This window comes from Pseudomonas monachiensis (genome assembly GCF_047345015.1).
Taxonomy (GTDB): Bacteria; Pseudomonadota; Gammaproteobacteria; order Pseudomonadales; family Pseudomonadaceae; genus Aquipseudomonas; species Aquipseudomonas monachiensis.
The window spans coordinates 187847-205878 of sequence record NZ_CP178857.1 but is presented as its reverse complement, the minus strand read 5'-3'; the positions used below and the strand labels follow the sequence as shown (position 1 = coordinate 205878).

Here is an 18032-nt window from a genome sequence, read left to right as displayed (position 1 = left end):
ACAACGCCTTATCTCCGTATACAAACCAAACATTGCCCGCGCGCTTACCCGTTACAATTTCACGTCAGCGCGACGTTGACGGGCTCTTACACCTACCTATAATGCACCCCAACACACCCGCCAAGCCTAGGTTGACCCAGTCAGCAAGCTCAAATCGTGCGGGTTTTTTTTGTCTGGAGAAAACTACATGAGGCCCTTCGACAAGCCGGCCCTCAGCGTAGAACAGCAATTGGAACTGCTAAAGCAACGAGGCCTGCACGTCGCCAACGACGATCGGGCCATGCGCTTTCTCGAAGTGGTCACGCTGTTTCGCCTGAGCCCTTACATGCGCCCCTTCCAGGAGCCAGACCCTGAACACACCTTCAAGCCCGGTAGCACTCTGAAAGCAGTCGTCGACATCTACCGCTTCGATGGTTCGTTGCGACGCATAACCATGGATGCCATCGAACGTGTCGAAGTCGCCATACGAGCGACTATCAGCAATCACATGTGCCCTAAGTATGGGCCTGACTGGATAGCTGACGCGTCAGTCTTCTCCTCGTCATATTCACATTCTGATCTTCTGCGTCCCCTGCGAGATCATCTGAGCAAGGAACGGAACAAACTTGGACGTGAGATTGATCGCATAAAAAAGAGCCGTCAGGCTGATGGGGTCCAGCAACAGCGGATTGAAAATCGCATGCGCGATAACTATTTTCGATTCTACGGGTCGACTTATGCCCATCCTGAGTTGCCGCCCGCCTGGGCTGTTCTGGAAGAGCTCAGCCTTGGCACGGTATCTACCCTCTTCAATGCCATAGGCAAAAGCGTCGACAAGAAAGCGATCGCTAGCAGATTCAATCTGCCCTTCGAAGTATTGGCCTCCTGGCTCCACACCCTGACCTTCATTCGAAACTGCTGCGCCCACCACTCACGACTATGGAACCGAGAGCTCTCGATTCGACCATCCTTACCCAAAGAATGGGCCATCCCAAATGCGCCTGCCGACCGGCCTCAACCCAAGCAGCGGCTATACATCGTATTGACGATGCTGGCCTATCTAACCGACTTGATCAGTCCAGACAGCCAGTGGAAATTTCGCCTGGCCGAAATAGTGGATCAGCAGGAACTGGGTTATTTGAGACTCATGGGATTTCCAGATGATTGGAAACGTCAGCAGCAATGGTGTTTGGAGTAAGGAAGCCAGAAATAGACCACGATTAATTTCCTACGATCACTCAAGCCGAAAATAGTGGTCTGTCCCCATCGAGTCCATGAATCCGCTCACCCAGTCGACGACAACATCGCCGCCCCGAAAAAAAGCCGTGGCGCATTCAAACATGGGTAAGCCTGTGAAATCACCGCACCCTTCCACGCGGGTCCATCCAAGTGGAACTGCAATGCCGCCCTGCTTGGATGGACCTCACTTAAAAAATCTAAAGCCCACCAAACTGTCTGTGGAAAACCACTCATTTCCACCGGGGGATAATTTCATCCACAGCCGCAGAACCCCCGATAATTCGAGCCTTGACCCGAATTATCCACAGGCGTTGAAAAGATCGGGCAAAGCGCTGTCGTTGACAGCAACCCAGGTAGCCAGAACCTTTGAGGCTACGCCACACGGTGGTGGTTCTCCCGAAGTGCGATTAGCGTCCGGTGGCTCGCACGGTCACAGCGATGTGATGGATGCCTACTTTTACCAGTATGCCCACTGCGGCAACTCATCCCCTTTCATAGCTGCCCTGCAGCAACCTATCCGCTTGGCCATTTCCTTGCTCCAACCTGCGCCCGTCTCTTTCTCCCGGAAAGAGACGGGCGTTCCTGTCGCTGCTGCAGCCCAGCTCGTACAAGGCTTTGCGGCATTCCCCTTCGTGACAATCGACGTGACAAACACCGAAGTCACCAGCAACAGCGATGCCGATGATGGTGCCGCAGACCAGGGAATGGACTGCACCTGACTGACAGTCAGGTATGCCCCGGTCATCGCATCGCTGCTTTCACCCGGCTCAGGATCTTCAGGCGTTGGTCTCGTCAGCCAGCGCAACCTCCACCCGCTCACTTCCTCGGAAGTGCTCAGGAGGCCAGATCATGAGAGGCCCAAGCTCCCGGTCGTAAAGAGCCGCCAGTCCCGTGTTAGTGGACAACCCTCACAGGTCGCAGGGGCCTCGATCCCTGATAGCACTCAACATCCATGGCGGGATGACGTGGGGCAAGTTTCAAGGGCTTTGGCATTGAGAGGAGTTTGATCATGGCATTGGTAGGTAGACGGGACGGGCGAAATTTTGGATGGGGTCGGCAACTGAGCTATGCCGGGCCGCAGGCATTGCGCGATATGTTTGGCGGCGGGCATTACGGCACGGTCAAAGCACACAGTGATCGCTGGCAGGCGTTTGTGCGCTGGTGTCGGTCGGAGGATGGGCCGGGGGTTAACGATGCACGAAAAATTGATCGGCAGACCCTACTGGACTACGCCGGGCATCTGCGCCAGCAAGTCGAACAAGGCGCTATCGGCATCGCCACCGCGCAAAACCGGTTATCCAGCGTGAACCGGACCATCGCCGCGCTTCGCGGTGATCAGTATGTGAAAGTGCCGAGTCCGAGCAAGGTGCTAGGTATGCGGCGCACCAGTGTTCGTCGCTCGGTGCCGCAAGGCCAAGACCGCGAACACGTGAAGCGGATCGTCGAGGTGCTTTGCGAACACCGGCAGCCGCGCCCCGCGGCCATCGCGCAGTTGGCGCGAGCAACCGGTATGCGCTTGCGCGAGACCATTTTGGCCGACCTTCCGCGCCTTAAGCGTGAAGCCGAACAATTCGGCAAGATCAATATCCAGGACGGCACCAAAGGTGGCCGTTCAGGTGCATCGGCACCTCGCTGGATTACGGTAGATGATCATATTCGTGACGCACTGAGGTTTGCCGAACAGGTCTCACCCGACGGTAGTCGCAACCTGCTTGCGCCGAACGAAAGCTACCTCGATTTTCAACGGCAGATAGTCCGCCCTGCACGGGACATCCTCCATACGCACAACCTCAAAGGCTTTCATGAACTACGGTCGGCCTTTGCATGCGAACGCTATGAGCAAATCACCCAGCATCTCGCGCCAATCAATGGTGGCCGTTGCTACCAGTTCGACCGGCACCTCGATCAGCAGGCCCGAAACCAAATCAGCTATGAACTCGGGCATGGTCGTATCGACGTGGTGTCGGCTTACATTGGTGGTCGAGCATGAGCAAGCCATTCGATATGGAGCTATTCCTAGCGAGCGTCCTGAGCGGATCGCACACCACCCGCCAGCAGCACCTACGTCAAGCGAAAGCCATCCAAACTGCTATAGCTGAGCGCTGGCACCGAGACAATCCATGGACGTGTCAAAGAAAACATCTCGCATGGTTTCTGAATAATGAGATAAACAACCGATCCGAAACCACGCGCTATTACTATCGCTTAACTACAAGATTAATCACCACCCGCCTTGGAAAAGCATGGTCTATACCCGCGTCGCTCAAGGCTAAATCTAATGTAGGGCTGAGTTGACAGCCAACGATTTCGGGCACGATTGAGAGCGTAGGCGCTCCTAAAGCATGAACCTGAGCTCAAAAAACCGTAACCTGGAAGCATCGCAATGGAGTTGATCTGCAATTGACGGTGCTCTTAGGAAACAACCAGAGCACACCTGTGTATCCTGCCAAAATCTCTAGGTTGCCTTGCACTGCCAAAGGCTACAGAACGACTGACCTGCTCAGAAAACTTTCCGTAAGGAAGTAAAAATCGCTTTGATGGCAGAATGCCTCATGTTATACCTACCGGGACGCAGGTGACTTTCGCCTGGCCCCGCTCTTTACAAATTCACGCTATGTATACAAGGAAGTCGACGCCTTAACAGGCGATCTCGGAGCCGCTGCTTATTGGCGACCTCGTAAGAGATCACGACCGGCCCCCCCTGCCCCATGGGATCGCCCACTGCGCCAAATCAGCGTGAGGGCGCGGCCCCTAGGGCGACGGTTGTCTGGCAAGCTAAGTTGAGAGTCCCCTCAGATTGATAGATTTATTCCTTGTCTTCTTTATGGTCTGGCAAAACTCAACCAGCAAGGAGATGAACCGATGATTTTTCTCATCGTAGTAAATGTAAACGTGAATGGCGGTACAAAGAGCAAAGAGCCTGATACTGGAGACAGTCAGGTTCTGAAAAGGATTGATCTGAGGGAAGTCATAAAACGGGTGTCTACCACCGTATATGTTGGCTTGGGTATTGGGAAAGCAGTGCTCTTTTTAAGAGATTACTTTATCAATAACTGACTCTGAACTTAAACTACATGGCAAATGACAAACCGTATTATTCGAAAAAACCTATTGCCTCTGTGGAGGCGCTTGCACAGTGCTTAGGCGTGACACCTGAACGGCTGTTGCTTATCGCAAAAAATTCAGAAAAATCTTATATCGAATTTACTGTCTATACCGGCAAAGACAAGACCAACTTAAAAGAACGGGTTCTCCACGAGCCAAAACCGTTTTTAAAGTCTATTCAGAAAAAAATCAATCGCGAAATTTTCGAGCATATTATCTATCCTGAATACCTGCATGGCGGATTAAAGGAAAGAGACTATGTTACCAATGTATCACTTCATGCTGGTGCGAAAACTATAGTCGCGATGGATATCCAGGATTTCTATCCAAGTATACAGCGTACTCACGTCCAAGATATTTTCACACTTTTATGTAAATTCCCTCCTGCTATCTCTAGCCTAATTACAGATCTAATAACTATTAATGGCAGGGTCGCTCAAGGCGCTTGCTGCTCTAGTTATATAGCTAATTTGATATTTTTTAATTCTGAATACGGAAGAATCAGCAAATTTCGGTCACAAGGACTTACATATACCAGGCTTCTCGATGACATAACAATTTCATCAAGAGTGGTATTGGAAGAAAAGAAAATCAGTAATGCAATTGAATCTGTTGCATCGCTATTTACAAAATTCGGCCTGAAGCTGCACCCTCGTAAAACCAAAGTTGAACAGTCATCCGACACAAAAGCTAAATTTGAGGTGACCGGGCTATGGGCCAAGCATGGAAACCCGAAAATCAGAAAAAAAGACCGCCACTATGTGCGCCACCTGGTCTTTATTTGCCAAAAAGAATTTGAGAAAGATAGCAACTGCAGCAAATACCATGAGCTTTGGAATATGACCTCCGGCAAAGTTGCAGTGCTCACCCGGCTAAAGCATGCACAATCTAAAGATTTGCGTAAAAAGCTCGGCTCAGTATTGCCAACATATGATAGCGAGGCCTCTGCCAAACTACAAAGAATCGCATACAAACTGTGTAGGATCCCGGAGACTGAGACATCCAGCCCGGGAAAACTAAAAACTTATCACAAGTTAAAATATCACTTTGGCATCGTAGCACGCACCGATCGGCAACTTGCCAAAAAGTGGAAAGAGATGTTGGATACTAAATTCAAAGCCAGTGCTATTGCCGCTAGGAGTACGAACGAATGAACTCAACACGAGAAAAAGGGAAAGTTCATTTTTGCGACAATTTCAAGGGATATGGATTCATTCGACGAGCCGAAGGCAAGGATGCATTCTTCGTTTACTCTGAAGTAGAAGGGTATGACGGCCTTACAGAACTGTACGCCGGTGACAGTGTTGAATTTGAAATTGTGAAAACAGATAAAGGACCGAGAGCACTAGCAATAAAGCTTGGGTAAATTATTTGATATCATAACGCCGCCCAGTTGTTGCCTCACTGTTTAAAGCCGTATTGCCATATGCCTGGATTAGTTACTAATTCGTAGCAACCAAACATATCAAAAGCGTTGTAGACATCCAGGCACCAACTATTGATTGAAACTCTATCCATAGCGTATCCCGGCATTAAGGATAAGCTTAGGGATAGAGAAATTTACTTATAGAAAAAAGTGTTTATTTTCATATGGTTGCTTTTCGATTCGACTCTTGGTGCCGCACCATACAAAACAAAGCCCTCGTAGAAATACGAGGGCTTTGTTGTTTCTGCAATACGTAAAATTCGACGTAAAACTCAGAGTCATCCCCTCCGAAAGCGTGCCCGAGGTGGTTTCCCACGCGACAAGCACGCGCACTGGCGCAGTACCTGGCCTTCCCGGGCTACAAAGACCGCGCCGAGCCGAAAGCTGCTGCGATAAAACCCGGACTCGGGATCGTGCCGAACTCCGGCAAGAGTGCTTGTCGAATCAGCGACACAGTTCGTCCCGCAAGACTTCCACCACACGTTCCTGCTGCTCGACCGACATACCTACCCACAGCGGCAGTCGCAGCAAGCGTTCCGAGAGGCTCACCGTGTTGTCCATGGTGCCATGGACACGGCCGTAACGCTGGCCAGCTGGCGAGGAGTGCAGGGGCACGTAATGGAAGACCGAATTGATTCCCTCTCGCTTGAGGCCATCGAGCACCGGTTGTCGCGGTACGTCTGCCGGCAGCAGCACGTAGTACATGTGCGCGTTGTGCTGGCAGTCGGCCGGCACGATAGGGCGGCGCAGTGCCCCGCTGGTTTCCAGTGGGGCCAGCAATTCGTGATACCGCTGCCAGATGGCAAGCCGCGCCTGCGTGATGTGTTCGGCCTCTTCCAACTGCGCCCAGAGAAACGCCGCAGTCACGTCCCCTGGAAGGAATGACGACCCGACTTCCTGCCAAGTGTATTTGTCGACCTCGCCGCGGAAGAAACGGCTACGGTCAGTGCCTTTTTCGCGGATGATTTCTGCGCGCAACACATACGCAGGATCATTGACGAGCAATGCGCCGCCCTCGCCCGAAATGACGTTCTTGGTCTCATGGAAGCTGAAGGCGCCGAAGTCCCCGATACTGCCCAGAGCCCGGCCCTTGTAAGCGGCCATGACCCCCTGCGCCGCATCCTCGACCACCTTCAGGTTGTGACGCCGGGCAATCGCCATGATCGTATCCATCTCGCAACTCACGCCCGCATAATGAACCGGCACGATTGCCTTGGTGCGCGGCGTGATGGCCGCCTCGATCAGCGTCTCATCCAGGTTCAGGGTATCCGGACGGATATCGACGAACACGGGAACGCCGCCGCGCAAAACGAAGGCATTGGCCGTGGAAACGAACGTGTACGAGGGCATGATGACCTCGTCGCCCGGCTGGATGTCCAACAACAACGCGGACATTTCCAGCGCTGCCGTGCACGAGTGGGTCAGCAAGGCCTTGCTCGAACCGGTGCGTTCGGTCATCCAGTCATGGCACCGCTTGGTGAACGGGCCATCGCCGGCGAGGATATTGCCGAACTTGGCTTCAGCGATGTAATAAAGCTCTTTCCCCGTCATGTAGGGGCGATTGAACTGGATCGTTTTGTCTTCCATCATTTGAGCCTTCGCACGCAAATTTTAATCGGGTCGAACTAGACTCACGTCGTTATGCAACGCGGGGGGGCGTCATCCACTCTTTTTCCGGACGACAAGCAGCCTGGAAGCACCGAGCGGAAAACTCACTCCCACCTTGATGAGCAAACACTCCAGCCACATCACGAAACCAAACAGTACATTGAGCGCCTTGGGCACCGCTAATTCGGCGGTCTCGCTCGTATCGCCCCGCTGTTGCTTCTTGGCGCCGCGTGAAATCATCATCGCCGGCAGCAGTAACGAGACGAACGATGTGCTGCGCACGACGGAAAACCCCGCCTCTTCCACCTTGCGATGCAGGTCGGCGGCATCGTAGCGCCGCACATGGCAGGAATATTCATCCACCTGGCTCCACAGCCACTGATGCTGGGGCACGGTCAACAGCATGAGTCCCCCGGGTTTCAGGGCACGGTGCATCTGCTGGAGCACCACGGTATCCGCCTCGATGTGCTCGAGGACATCGAACGCGCCAATCGCTTCGAACTCGTCGATGTAAGGGATATCGCGCGCATCCATCTGCACGAACTCCGCACCGGGCAAGCGAGAGGAGGCAAACTTCAGCCCGGTCGAGAACATCTCGCTGCCAAGCAACCTGGCCTGTGGAAACGCCGCGGCGACCCGACTCAAAACGAAGCCGGTACCGCACCCGATTTCCAGGAATGAACGCATGTGCGGCGCATATTTCGCCAGCGCCCATGTAATCAACCTGCCACGCGCCCGGAACCAGAAATGGCCGCTTTCAAGATGCGCGTAGGTCTCATAGAAGTCGGCCTTGAAGCCCTCTTGCTTGTCCTCGAGCTCTGGCGCAAACGCGGCAAAACCGTTCTTTCGAGCCACCTGATGTCCACACTGGACGCATGTCCATTGCTCCGAGGCGTACGGCGTCTCGCATTCAGAACAGATCTTCACGCCTGGTTCCCATTCGGTTGGTCATGACGAAAGACGAATAGCTTGAAGACGACGAACAAGAAACCTCCTACAACGAAAATGGCAGCGGCCTGGACCCACTGATGAGGATATCCCAGCTTGTCGACGAACACCGTCAGTAAGGCCAGGTTGAGCAGATAGCCGGCTGCGTGCGCCAGACCAAAGCGCCATGCCGTCCCTACGACGTTGCCGCGATGCTCGAACGCCCAGTTGCGGTTGCCCAGGAAGCTGATGCAGATGCCAATCACGTACAGCAAGCTCATGGCCAGCTTGAATGGGATGCCCAGCCACGTCAATGCCAGGTAGGCCGCATAACCTATGGCATTGCAGGCGACGCCGACGACTGCGTAACGGAGCATGGGCCTGATCACGGGCAGCCAGCGCTGTATTGGAATCACTCGTCTCCCCAGACGGCAATCCCGAAACCCGTCTTGCCATAGCCGTTGCCGTTATAAAGCATGTAGCGTCGACCGTCATGATCGAAGACGAACGGGTAACAGATCATCTCCGAATCCCAACCCGACTCCGATACGTCGATTCCCACCTGCTCATCGTGTCGCGTCCATTGCACGCCATCCAACGAGGTCGCGTAGCGGATCCGGTAGGTGGGGCAGTCCTTCGTGGCCCGGGAGCAGAACCACATCCGGTACATGTCCGCATCCTTGATCACGCGCGGCACACCCAGGGCGTACTCGTGTTCGTCACGGAACTCGATGGCAACCGTGCCGTTGCGCTCCCACTCGATGCCGTCGGCGGACTCGGCATATTCGAGATGATAGAAGTGCTTCGCTTCCGAAGGGCCTTGCTCCCATCGCACACAGGAGGTGAACCAGGCCCTGAAGCGTCCGGCCTCGAACTGCACCTCGGGGGTGGCGACGAAGTGAGGAAGATCGCGGGTGCGGTCGATGACGGGGCCGCGGAACAGCCTCTCGAAGCGCTGGGTGGCCTCGTTCCATTCGGCCAGGCCGATGGAATTGCGGATCTTCACCGTTACGCCCAGGTTGATCCCGGTGTAGTACAGCAGCTTGCGGCCACCGACGTTGACGATCGAATTGGGCAAGGCGCCACTGTCGTCGAAACATCCGAGGTCGCCCGGTTCGAGGACCGGATCCGGATGGACGCGCAAGACCTTGGTCGGGTCCCGCATGTCGATCTCGAGGAAGCCGCCGTGTCCGCGATTAGCCTTGTCACGCGATGAGAAATAGATGCGATACAGGTCGCCGTTCACCTGCTCGGCAATGGGAATCATCGCGTGTGAATACAACCAATCGCTCTGCCCTTCTGCGCAGAATATCTTTCCTAGTTTTTTCCACATGGGATTTCTTCACGCCAATTATGAGGTTCTTCAGATGTTCCTGACGCGGGTACTCGGCACGCGCGACCGTTCAGTGGCTTGCCCAACGTACACGCCTTCGGCAGCGGCATCTCCAAGAATCAGGGCGCCGGCGCCGATGATGCATTTTTCGCCGATGGTGACGTGATCGCGAAGGGTCGCGTTGACGCCGAGAAAACAGCTTTCCCCGATCGTCACACGGCCGGATACGACGATGTGCGAGGCCAGGAAACAGTGGTCCTCGATACGCGAATGATGTCCGACATGATTGCCGCTCCACAGGGTCACGTTGTTGCCGATGCTCACGAAGGGCTGAACGGTATTGTCTTCGAGGATGAAGCAGTTCTCGCCGATGTCCTCTGTCAGCACCGTGGCTCGCGAACTGATGTAGCTGACCATTTCGTAGCCCAGCGCCTTGACTGCCAGATATTTTTCCTTGCGGATCTGGTTGAGCTTGGAATAGCCGAGCGCGACGAAAAAGACATACCGGTCTGGCGGGTAGATCCGGGTGACTTCATCGAATGCCACCACCGGAAATCCCTTGAAGCTCTTGTCGGCCGGCATGTAGTCGGGATCGACGGCAAACGCCTCGACCTGATAGGCGGAGTCGGTGGAAAAATAATAGAGTGCGAGCTCGGCGGCGTCGGTGAGACCAAAAATAATGAGTTTTTTCATTCGATGCTCCGCGTCTCAGCCTGACGGTAGACGTGCCGGACGATAGTGTAGGGTCTCTGCTTGACTTCGGAATAGATCTTGGCGAGATAAATCCCGACCACGCCGACGAATGCGATGATCAGGCCGCCGAGCAGCCAGATCGAAGCCATCAGCGACGTATAGCCGCTGGGTGGGCTCGCCAGGAGCAGCCAGTTGACGACGAGAAAGCTCGTGTAGGCGGCCGACAGCAGGAAGATCGCGCAGCCCACGCCGAAGATTCCCACCAGCGGTGCACTGCTGAAGGCAGTAATCGAATTGACCAGTTGCGCCACTTTCTTGCCCAGCGTGTAGGTCGTCTCGTCACGACTGCGCTTGTCGATGGTCTGCGCACGCTGATCGAAGCCGGTGATGACCCACAGGCCGGCCATGAACAACTCGCGTTCGTCGTGCTGAATCAGCGCGTCCACATAGCGGCGCGACATCAGCCTGGCGACGACGATATTGTCGGGCATATCCAGCCCGCTGAGGAAACGGAAGAGTTTGTAGAACACCTGCCCGGTCCAGCGCTCGAAGTGCTTGCCTTTTCGCTGCTGCTGGACACCGTAGACCACATCGGCCTTTTCGCGCTCCATCTGCTCGCTGAACGAGAGCAACCATGCCGGATCTTCCTCCAGGTCGCTATCGAGCAGGAAGACACGTTCACCGCGGGCATGTCGCAGGCCCGTCATCATGGCCTTGTGGTGGCCGAAGTTGCGCGAGAGATCGACGACCACCACGTGGTGATCGGCTTCGCTCAACTGGACGGCCAGTTCCAGGCTTGAATCGGGCGAGCCGTCGTTGACCAGTACGATCTCGTAATCGTCTCCGACCAGTTGTTGTGCGGCCTGGCTTGCACGGCGATGGAACTCCTCGACGAACTTGGCCGAGCGGTAAAGCGTGGCGACGATGGAAAGCTTCATGCTTTGACATGCCTCATGTAACGGCGCGCGTCCTTGCCGCAATTGAACAGCAGATCCAGGACGGTGACACCGTGGGTGAATTCCCCCCAGAGTTGCGGATACTCGGGGAAGCCGGCGTAATCGAACCATTGCAGCGCAATGCCGGCGTCGTCGAACAGCGGTGCCTCGATGTAATCCATTGCCGCCGGCCCCGACAGGTAGTGCGTCGCACCGGCCTGCTGACAAAGGTCCACCAGGCGGGCAGTCCGGGTTTTGTCGCCGGCAGACACATAGTCCCAGCAATTGGTAATGCGGGTTTCAATACCGATGTATCGGCAAATCGCTTCCATGAACTTGCGGTTCATCGACGACAGGCCCGTATGGGTCTCCGCCAGATAGAGCGGCTCGAGCCACTGGGCGACCTCATCGAAGAAAGGCGCTCGCCGATAGTTGCTCTGCAGCGTTTTCCAGTGCTTGACCTGCCAGGCAGGGGCCAGTTCGACATCGCGAATGCGGCGACTGATGCCTTGCCCGACAGGCACGCTGAGCCACTGGACGCCTTGCGGCGTCTTGATCTGGTTGCGATTGCGCCAGTCGTTCTTGGTGAACTGCATGTCGTCGTAGAGGATGAACTCATCGACCGCAGCGATCATGTCGAAATAGCCCTTCCAGGGTATGTAGTTCGACTGAAGAATGGCGACGGTCTTCATGGCTGCTTGACGCTCGCGTCCCAGGCGCCCGGGAAGTAACACCCCTGGCATTTTGCCTGCGCGACCTGCTGGAGATGGAAGGAAATGCAGAACAACAGCGCCAGCGCCCAGAAACGCAACGCAACCGGTGAAGGTTTGAACGCAAAATTCAGAACGATCGCGACGAAAACCGGTGCCATCAGCAGGTAGTCATACAGGTACGGATGAATGGCAACGGCCTGCGGCCACAGCAGGCCGGTAATCACGTATTGCGAAAAAAGCAGGAAGTAGAACATGCCGATGCCGGCCAACGGGGAGGTCCCCGCCGGTGCCGCAACGCCGGCAGGCTCACGCCGTTTGATCATGCGTAAACAGACCAACTGGGCTACCAGGAACAGGATTGGCACGGCAATGGTCGCAAATGGCCGCGGGAACTGCGGAACAAGTACCGACTTCAGGATGTTGGTGAAATAAGTGGTGTCGCCATCCAGGCCAGCGCGAAACAGCCAGCCGCTGTTGGACGAGGTGAAACCCAGTGCCTTCGATATCAGTGGGGACGGCAGATAGAAGGCAACGGCCGCAACGAGGGCCACCAATGCCAGACGACACATCCGTCTGTCGAGACCGTCGCTACGGCATGCCCAAACCAGCAAGGCGAGGCCCAGCAACGCTGCCGAGATCGGAGAAAACACGGCAAACAACACGATCACTGTCATGACCGCTGCGGACCGTTCCTGATTTTTCCAGATCAAGAACGCAGCCAGCGCCTGGAACGCAAAGATCAATGGGAACGTATTGTCGACGTTGAATCTGGCCGAAGAAATCCAGAATCCCGGCATCGACACCATGAATACGACCGATAACAGAATCAGCAGTCCCTGACCGAATGCCAGGCGTTTTTCCACCAGACGGGACAGAAAAAAGAACGTAACGCCTGCCAGCGAAATGATGTTCAGGAAAGCCCCTGTCACTCTCATCGGCAATGCCGACACATACATTTCCACTTTATAGAGGGCGTACATGTAGAACAGATAAGCCGTGGAGTGGTTGGAATACGCGATCTTTTTTGCGTAGTCCTCCATCGAATAGAAGACGAGGAAACCGTGCTGCGAAAAAGCGTGTTGCTCCCAGATGGGGAACGTGAAGTTTCTCAGGCGCTCGGGCATGTTCACAATCTGGCTTGTCGCTTCCCGGAAGCCCAGGGAGTACACCACGCCGATGGTTATGATGACTGCCAGCAAGTATAAACAGGAGAAAAGCTTATTATTTCTTATAAAGATCATCTTTTCTTTTATTCGCAATACGCTTGTGATAATTGGTGCCAGTGCGGGAGGCCCAACGCGGCATTTGCTGCCAAACGAGGTAGAATCGGGTAGCGATCAGGGGAAAGGCCCGCAGTATAGAGGATTACGGTCAGGCGGCAGCGCGATCATAATCTAGATGTACGGTCCGGTGAAGCGCTCCTCGCAGGGAATGGCTAATTGATTCATCGTGCTTTTCCAGTCGTGAGCGGGTGTTGGCGAAGCTGCCAACCACGCGCGCGCAGGCAGCAACAGCCTTTCGAGGCGATTAGTCTTTGATGGCAGGCGCTCGGATGACAAGCCATATATTGAGGATGTTATCCCATATCTGACAAACAAGGGCCAGGCTGCTTTTATGACAAAATCAATATTGATTATGGTAAGACCATCGTTACGGCAGTTCAACAAGGCATATCCTCATTTGGTGCCGTGGCCTCTTTCGTTACACCTCAATTTTTGATGTCTCTTGTTACAAAAACGGTTCACTCAAAGCTGCTAGAGCCAGACCCACGCACCAAACCAGGATCACCAATACTCCTGGGAAGGGCCCGTCACGTCCCTGCGGCGCTCTCATATTGAAGGCTTGATTCTCTTGTAATCAATAGTTCCCGGGGTTGATTCCTGATGCCGCACCATACAAAACAGAGCCCTCGTAGAAATACGAGGGCTTTGTTGTTTCCGGGGTTTGAAAAAGCGCTTTCAGTGCCCCGCGCTCTGACCACCGTCCACGTGCAGGATTTCGCCAGTCACGAACTTGGCGCCGTCCAGATACACGACCGCTTGCGCAATATCATCGATCTCGCCCATGTGACCGACCGGGTGCAGATTGCCCAGTGCTGCGTGGGTTTCTTCGCCGTGCATCGGGGTCTTGATGATGCCCGGGCTGACCGCGTTCACCCGGATCCCGCGCTTGGCGTATTCGATGGCCAGGGATTTGGTTGCTGCGTTGAGGCCGCCCTTGGTCAGTGAAGCCAACACCGATGGCACGCCGTCGATGGCGTGGTCCACCAGGCTGGTGGTGATATTGACGACGTGGCCGCTGCCTTGCTTTTCCATCTCGGCGATGGCGAGTTGGGTGATATAGAAGAAGCCATTGAGGTTCACCGACAACACATTGGCGTAGTCTTCTGCGGTGTACGCGGTGAACGGCTTGGCGATGAAGATCCCGGCGTTGTTGACCAGGGTGTCGATGCGACCGAAACGGGAAAGCGCTTCACGGATGACACGCTGGGCGGTTTCCGGCTCGCCGATGTCACCGGCCACGGTGTGAATGTCCGGATCGGTGGACGGCTTGATCGAGCGCGAAGTGGCGACGATCCGGTAACCGAGTTCACGAAAGGCTTTGACCATACCGTCGCCGAGCCCCTGGGATGCGCCGGTGATGACGATGACTTTTTTCGAAATGCTCATGATGAAGACCTCTGACAATAAAGAATGGGGTAGAAAATCTGTAATCAGGCTTCGGCCGGGGCGTTCGCCATTTGTCGCAACATCTGTTCGTAGTACTCGACCGATTGCGAACCGGACACCAGGTGGCGACCGTTCAGCACCATGGCCGGGACCGAGTTGATGCCGTGCTGGCGGTAATAAATTTCAAGCTCACGCACTTCGCTGGCGAATGCGTCGGACGCCAGCACCTCGCTCGCACCTGCCGCATCCAGCCCCACTTCAGTCGCCAGGCGCACCAGCGTCGAGTGATCGCTCGGGTTCTGGCCTTCGCTGAAGTAGGCCCGTAGCAGCACCTTCTTCAGCTCGACCTGCCGGCTTTCCTGCAACGCCCACAGCAACAAGCGGTGCGCATCGAAGGTGTTGTAGAAGTGCGTGCGCTTCTCCAGATCGAACTTGAAGCCGATAGCCTCACCGCGAGCGATCTGCATGGCCTTGCCGGCGGCGACGTCGTCGGCCGTTCTCCCGTACTTGCGCATCAAGTGCTCGACCGCTTGCTCACCTTCGGCCGGCATGTCCGGGTTCAACTCGAATGGCTTGTAGGTCAGCTCGACCGAGACTTCCCCGGCCACGTTCTCGATCGCCTGTTCCAGCGCCGTCGCCCCCAGTGCGCACCAGGGGCACACCACATCGGAAATGAAATCGATGGTGACGGAGGACGTCATGACTGCCCTTGCGTCTCGGCCAGTTGCTTGCGGTACTGGGTGGTGGTGATGCCGGCGTAACCCCAGTTATCGGTGTCGACTTCCTCGATCACGATGTGGGTCAGGTCAGGGCGTTTATTGAGAACGCGCTCCAGTGTTTCAGTGATCTCGGCAATGACCTGAGCTTTCTGCTCAGTGGTAACGCCATCGCGGGTAATGCGTACGGTTACGAAAGGCATGAGGGCAACTCCAGTGACCTTCCCGTCGGGATGATGGGAGAGGCGTTGGAGATGAATGTATGGGGTTGGCGGGAGGGGATAAAGGTGGGGGCGGGAACTTCATTCGTTACGTGGTGTAATGAATTAAAGAGAAGGCATGCAAAGTACTGGCGCCCATCGAGAAACCTGCCGACTTTCTCAAAAGTCGGCGATGTGTTGAGAATGGAGTTTGCCTTCTTAGCTAAATCGCTTGAAGGTCACGCAATGCCTCAGGATGCTGACTCGCCACACGCAACAGCGTCTGCGCTGCTCCCGTCGGTTGCCGCCGCCCCTGCTCCCAATCCTGCAACGTTCGCAAACTGACTCCAATCAGCTTGGCGAATGCACTTTGAGATACACCGACTTTGGCCCGTGCTTCAGCTGCCGTAGACAACGGCACCTCTGTCACGCGAGCGGCTTTGCCTGCTTTCATTTGACGCACAGAGTCCAGCAAGTCCTGCTGGAATTGCTCCAGTTCATTGACCATTGCTGATTTCCTCCTTCAGTTGCTTGAGGAAGGCCGCGGGTAAATTGTCGAACTTCGCCTTGGTGTAGGCGATTAACAACCAGATTGAGCCTTCAGAAAGCGTGTTGTAGTAAATGACACGGGTACCGCCTCGTTTGCCCATCCCGTTACGGGACCAACGGACCTTGCGAAGACCACCGCTGCCAGGAACCACATCGCCGGCCAGCGGATTAGCCGCCAGCCAGGTAATGAATTCATGACGTTCGCCATCGTCCCAGATGGATTCAGCATAACGCTTGAAAATTTCGGTTTCGATAATCGTGAACATGGACCCAACTATACGGCATTGCCGTATATGCGAGCAATCGATTTGAAGTGCTAAGACGTGTCGCAATTTTCCACTTTTTGCGACACGTCTTCCGAACATGTCGCCGCAGACGACACGTTCGGAAGACGTGTTACCAAAATCGAGTTTTGACGACATGAGCACATCAACAGCACAAAAAAGCCCCGAACCAGTCGGGGCTTCTTCTTTTTTCTCAGCCTTGCATCAGACCTCGATACCACAACCCATCATCAGAAAATATTGATCGGGTAATCCACAAACACACGCACTTCATTGCCGCTGACGTTGTACTCACTCGACTTCTGCGACACGCGCAGGACGGAGCTGCGCAGTTTCACGCTGAGGTCTTTGGCCGGGCCGCTTTGGACGACGTATTTGATCTGGTTGAAAATCTCGCGCTCGGTGCCGCCTTCGCTGGTGGACGTGGTGATGTTGTCACCGCGCACGTAGGCCACGTTGTAGCTCAGGCCCGGTACACCGAAGGTGCTGAAGTCCAGGCCGTAGCCCAGTTGCCAGCTGCGTTCGTCTTCGGCGTTGAAGTCGGACCAGTAGGAGTTGGCCAGGTAGATGGTGTTGCCGCCGTCGCCGATGCGACCCTGGTCTTTCTGGTAGCCGCCGTAGGCGTAGCCCAGGTTGCTGTCGCCGGTGCTGCGCTGGTGAGCGAGGGTGAACGAGTGCGGGCCGGTGATGAAGGTGGCCGCCAGGCTCCAGATCTTGTTGTCGTCGCCGGTGATACCGTTTTCGCGGACGTAGGAATCTTCCAGCTTGGTGCGGTAGCCGTTGAAGTCCAGGGTCAGGGACTGATCCTTGTCGATCGGGAATACGTAGTTGGCGTTCACGTATTGCTTCTTCAGCACATCTTCGACGTCGGAAGCGTACAGCGCAGCCTTGAATTGCTCGGTGAACTGGTAGCTGCCGCCCAATACGTTGATCGACTTCAAGCCACCGCTGTCACGGCCTTCGGCGCTTTTTCGCGACTCGGCGGTGAAGCGACCGGCGTCCAGTTGCAGGCCATTGATCTCTTTGGAGGTGATCAAGGTGCCGGTGTAGCTTTCCGGCAGCAGGCGCGAGTTGTCATAGTTCAGCACCGGCAGGGCCGGCATCTGGTCGCCGTAGGTCAGGGTGGTGCTGGACAGGCGGAACTTGATCGCCGCGCCGCCCTTGGACAGGTCGTCGGCCGGTTGGCCGCTGTCGCCCTTCTTGAAGAAATCGATGCCTTGCGCGCCGCTACGGTCCTCGCTGCGTTCCAGGTTCAGGGCGTACAGGCCGAAAGCGTCCACCCCCACACCGACTGTGCCTTGGGTGAAGCCGGACGAGAACGTGCCGATGGCCGCCTGGCCCCACTCGGATTTATCCGGGTTGCCGTCTTTGTAGTCACGGTTCATGTAAGCATTACGCAGCAGCACTTTGAGGCTGCTGTCTTCAACAAAACCCTTGGATTCGGCCTGGTCGTTCGCCATGGCCTGTGTCGCACTCAACATCCCCAGAGCGATCAGGCTGATTCGCTTGTTCAACATCGTGTTCTTTTCCTTATTTCCGGTTGATACGCGCTGTGTCGAACGGCCGAAACGGCGCTATCGCGCTCTTTTTTCATGGCGAAAACAAAAAGGCCCGCCCACGATTTCTCGCGGCGGGCCTTTTTATAATTGTTGATCG

20 protein-coding genes are annotated in these 18032 nt (G+C 55.2%); 6 read left to right on the top strand and 14 right to left on the bottom strand.

Features of this window, described 5'->3' with window-relative positions:
* The first annotated feature begins 187 nt into the window (after positions 1 to 187).
* The 6 genes from ACMDB8_RS00855 (at position 188) to ACMDB8_RS00830 (ending at position 5689) form a co-directional block, all read left to right on the top strand.
* Positions 188 to 1177, top strand: coding sequence for an Abi family protein (locus ACMDB8_RS00855; RefSeq protein ID WP_409079107.1), 990 nt, complete (start codon positions 188 to 190; stop codon positions 1175 to 1177).
* A gap of 76 nt (positions 1178 to 1253) precedes the next feature.
* The gene (locus ACMDB8_RS00850) at positions 1254 to 1937 is read left to right on the top strand and encodes a hypothetical protein (RefSeq protein WP_409079106.1); all 684 of its coding nucleotides are present in this window, start codon (positions 1254 to 1256) and stop codon (positions 1935 to 1937) included.
* Positions 1938 to 2227: 290 nt separating this feature from the next.
* Positions 2228 to 3208, top strand: coding sequence for an integrase domain-containing protein (locus ACMDB8_RS00845; RefSeq protein WP_409079105.1), 981 nt, complete (start codon positions 2228 to 2230; stop codon positions 3206 to 3208).
* A gap of 872 nt (positions 3209 to 4080) precedes the next feature.
* Entirely contained in the window at positions 4081 to 4275 is a 195-nt protein-coding gene (locus tag ACMDB8_RS00840; protein ID WP_409079104.1) for a hypothetical protein, read from the top strand.
* A 17-nt stretch (positions 4276 to 4292) separates the two neighbouring features.
* Positions 4293 to 5477: a reverse transcriptase family protein gene (locus tag ACMDB8_RS00835; RefSeq protein ID WP_330552238.1), complete on the top strand. Its 1185-nt coding sequence runs from the start codon at positions 4293 to 4295 to the stop codon at positions 5475 to 5477.
* Positions 5474 to 5689 (top strand): cold shock domain-containing protein, encoded by a 216-nt coding sequence (locus ACMDB8_RS00830; protein WP_409079103.1) that lies wholly within the window; start codon positions 5474 to 5476, stop codon positions 5687 to 5689. Before ACMDB8_RS00835 ends, ACMDB8_RS00830 begins: the two co-directional genes overlap by 4 nt.
* A 504-nt stretch (positions 5690 to 6193) precedes the next feature.
* On the opposite strand, the gene rffA is transcribed toward ACMDB8_RS00830, so the two are convergent.
* The 14 genes from rffA to ACMDB8_RS00760 form a co-directional block, all read right to left on the bottom strand.
* Positions 6194 to 7336, bottom strand: a complete 1143-nt coding sequence (rffA, locus tag ACMDB8_RS00825; protein ID WP_223541977.1) for a dTDP-4-amino-4,6-dideoxygalactose transaminase — start codon at positions 7334 to 7336, stop codon at positions 6194 to 6196.
* Between the two features lie 72 nt (positions 7337 to 7408).
* Positions 7409 to 8212 (bottom strand): class I SAM-dependent methyltransferase, encoded by an 804-nt coding sequence (locus tag ACMDB8_RS00820; RefSeq protein WP_056726878.1) that lies wholly within the window; start codon positions 8210 to 8212, stop codon positions 7409 to 7411.
* A gap of 68 nt (positions 8213 to 8280) precedes the next feature.
* Entirely contained in the window at positions 8281 to 8661 is a 381-nt protein-coding gene (locus ACMDB8_RS00815; RefSeq protein WP_409079102.1) for a GtrA family protein, read from the bottom strand.
* A gap of 35 nt (positions 8662 to 8696) precedes the next feature.
* Positions 8697 to 9617, bottom strand: a complete 921-nt coding sequence (locus ACMDB8_RS00810) for a hypothetical protein (RefSeq protein WP_056726880.1) — start codon at positions 9615 to 9617, stop codon at positions 8697 to 8699.
* A gap of 30 nt (positions 9618 to 9647) precedes the next feature.
* Complete coding sequence (locus ACMDB8_RS00805) at positions 9648 to 10310, bottom strand: acetyltransferase (protein WP_056726881.1); 663 nt, start codon at positions 10308 to 10310, stop codon at positions 9648 to 9650.
* Positions 10307 to 11248: a glycosyltransferase family 2 protein gene (locus ACMDB8_RS00800; protein ID WP_409079101.1), complete on the bottom strand. Its 942-nt coding sequence runs from the start codon at positions 11246 to 11248 to the stop codon at positions 10307 to 10309. The genes ACMDB8_RS00805 and ACMDB8_RS00800 overlap by 4 nt, the downstream gene beginning before the upstream one ends.
* Positions 11245 to 11937: a WbqC family protein gene (locus ACMDB8_RS00795; protein WP_056726883.1), complete on the bottom strand. Its 693-nt coding sequence runs from the start codon at positions 11935 to 11937 to the stop codon at positions 11245 to 11247. The genes ACMDB8_RS00800 and ACMDB8_RS00795 overlap by 4 nt, the downstream gene beginning before the upstream one ends.
* Positions 11934 to 13157 carry a hypothetical protein gene (locus ACMDB8_RS00790; protein ID WP_156385830.1) on the bottom strand — a complete coding sequence of 408 codons (1224 nt, stop codon included), beginning with the start codon at positions 13155 to 13157 and terminating at the stop codon, positions 11934 to 11936. The genes ACMDB8_RS00795 and ACMDB8_RS00790 overlap by 4 nt, the downstream gene beginning before the upstream one ends.
* A 759-nt stretch (positions 13158 to 13916) precedes the next feature.
* Complete coding sequence (locus tag ACMDB8_RS00785; RefSeq protein WP_409079100.1) at positions 13917 to 14627, bottom strand: SDR family NAD(P)-dependent oxidoreductase; 711 nt, start codon at positions 14625 to 14627, stop codon at positions 13917 to 13919.
* Positions 14628 to 14671: 44 nt separating this feature from the next.
* The gene (locus ACMDB8_RS00780) at positions 14672 to 15328 is read right to left on the bottom strand and encodes a DsbA family oxidoreductase (protein ID WP_409079099.1); all 657 of its coding nucleotides are present in this window, start codon (positions 15326 to 15328) and stop codon (positions 14672 to 14674) included.
* Positions 15325 to 15546 (bottom strand): tautomerase family protein, encoded by a 222-nt coding sequence (locus tag ACMDB8_RS00775; RefSeq protein WP_056726888.1) that lies wholly within the window; start codon positions 15544 to 15546, stop codon positions 15325 to 15327. Before ACMDB8_RS00775 ends, ACMDB8_RS00780 begins: the two co-directional genes overlap by 4 nt.
* 220 nt (positions 15547 to 15766) lie before the next feature.
* On the bottom strand, positions 15767 to 16051 hold the full coding sequence (locus ACMDB8_RS00770) for a helix-turn-helix domain-containing protein (protein WP_056726889.1): 285 nt from the start codon (positions 16049 to 16051) through the stop codon (positions 15767 to 15769).
* The gene (locus tag ACMDB8_RS00765; RefSeq protein WP_056726890.1) at positions 16041 to 16358 is read right to left on the bottom strand and encodes a hypothetical protein; all 318 of its coding nucleotides are present in this window, start codon (positions 16356 to 16358) and stop codon (positions 16041 to 16043) included. The genes ACMDB8_RS00770 and ACMDB8_RS00765 overlap by 11 nt, the downstream gene beginning before the upstream one ends.
* 248 nt (positions 16359 to 16606) lie before the next feature.
* The gene (locus tag ACMDB8_RS00760; RefSeq protein WP_409079098.1) at positions 16607 to 17893 is read right to left on the bottom strand and encodes an OprD family porin; all 1287 of its coding nucleotides are present in this window, start codon (positions 17891 to 17893) and stop codon (positions 16607 to 16609) included.
* Between the last annotated feature and the right edge of the window lie 139 nt (positions 17894 to 18032).

Excerpts from the sequence above, each read along its gene's own strand:
- ACMDB8_RS00855 (WP_409079107.1), top strand. The coding sequence starts at position 188 with ATGAGGCCCTTCGACAAGCCGGCCCTCAGCGTAGAACAGCAATTGGAA.
- ACMDB8_RS00850 (WP_409079106.1), top strand. The coding sequence starts at position 1,254 with ATGAATCCGCTCACCCAGTCGACGACAACATCGCCGCCCCGAAAAAAA.
- ACMDB8_RS00845 (WP_409079105.1), top strand. The coding sequence starts at position 2,228 with ATGGCATTGGTAGGTAGACGGGACGGGCGAAATTTTGGATGGGGTCGG.
- ACMDB8_RS00840 (WP_409079104.1), top strand. The coding sequence starts at position 4,081 with ATGATTTTTCTCATCGTAGTAAATGTAAACGTGAATGGCGGTACAAAG.
- ACMDB8_RS00835 (WP_330552238.1), top strand. The coding sequence starts at position 4,293 with ATGGCAAATGACAAACCGTATTATTCGAAAAAACCTATTGCCTCTGTG.
- ACMDB8_RS00830 (WP_409079103.1), top strand. The coding sequence starts at position 5,474 with ATGAACTCAACACGAGAAAAAGGGAAAGTTCATTTTTGCGACAATTTC.
- rffA (WP_223541977.1), bottom strand. The coding sequence starts at position 7,336 with ATGGAAGACAAAACGATCCAGTTCAATCGCCCCTACATGACGGGGAAA.
- ACMDB8_RS00815 (WP_409079102.1), bottom strand. The coding sequence starts at position 8,661 with ATGCTCCGTTACGCAGTCGTCGGCGTCGCCTGCAATGCCATAGGTTAT.
- ACMDB8_RS00810 (WP_056726880.1), bottom strand. The coding sequence starts at position 9,617 with ATGTGGAAAAAACTAGGAAAGATATTCTGCGCAGAAGGGCAGAGCGAT.
- ACMDB8_RS00805 (WP_056726881.1), bottom strand. The coding sequence starts at position 10,310 with ATGAAAAAACTCATTATTTTTGGTCTCACCGACGCCGCCGAGCTCGCA.
- ACMDB8_RS00800 (WP_409079101.1), bottom strand. The coding sequence starts at position 11,248 with ATGAAGCTTTCCATCGTCGCCACGCTTTACCGCTCGGCCAAGTTCGTC.
- ACMDB8_RS00795 (WP_056726883.1), bottom strand. The coding sequence starts at position 11,937 with ATGAAGACCGTCGCCATTCTTCAGTCGAACTACATACCCTGGAAGGGC.
- ACMDB8_RS00785 (WP_409079100.1), bottom strand. The coding sequence starts at position 14,627 with ATGAGCATTTCGAAAAAAGTCATCGTCATCACCGGCGCATCCCAGGGG.
- ACMDB8_RS00780 (WP_409079099.1), bottom strand. The coding sequence starts at position 15,328 with ATGACGTCCTCCGTCACCATCGATTTCATTTCCGATGTGGTGTGCCCC.
- ACMDB8_RS00775 (WP_056726888.1), bottom strand. The coding sequence starts at position 15,546 with ATGCCTTTCGTAACCGTACGCATTACCCGCGATGGCGTTACCACTGAG.
- ACMDB8_RS00770 (WP_056726889.1), bottom strand. The coding sequence starts at position 16,051 with ATGGTCAATGAACTGGAGCAATTCCAGCAGGACTTGCTGGACTCTGTG.
- ACMDB8_RS00765 (WP_056726890.1), bottom strand. The coding sequence starts at position 16,358 with ATGTTCACGATTATCGAAACCGAAATTTTCAAGCGTTATGCTGAATCC.
- ACMDB8_RS00760 (WP_409079098.1), bottom strand. The coding sequence starts at position 17,893 with ATGTTGAACAAGCGAATCAGCCTGATCGCTCTGGGGATGTTGAGTGCG.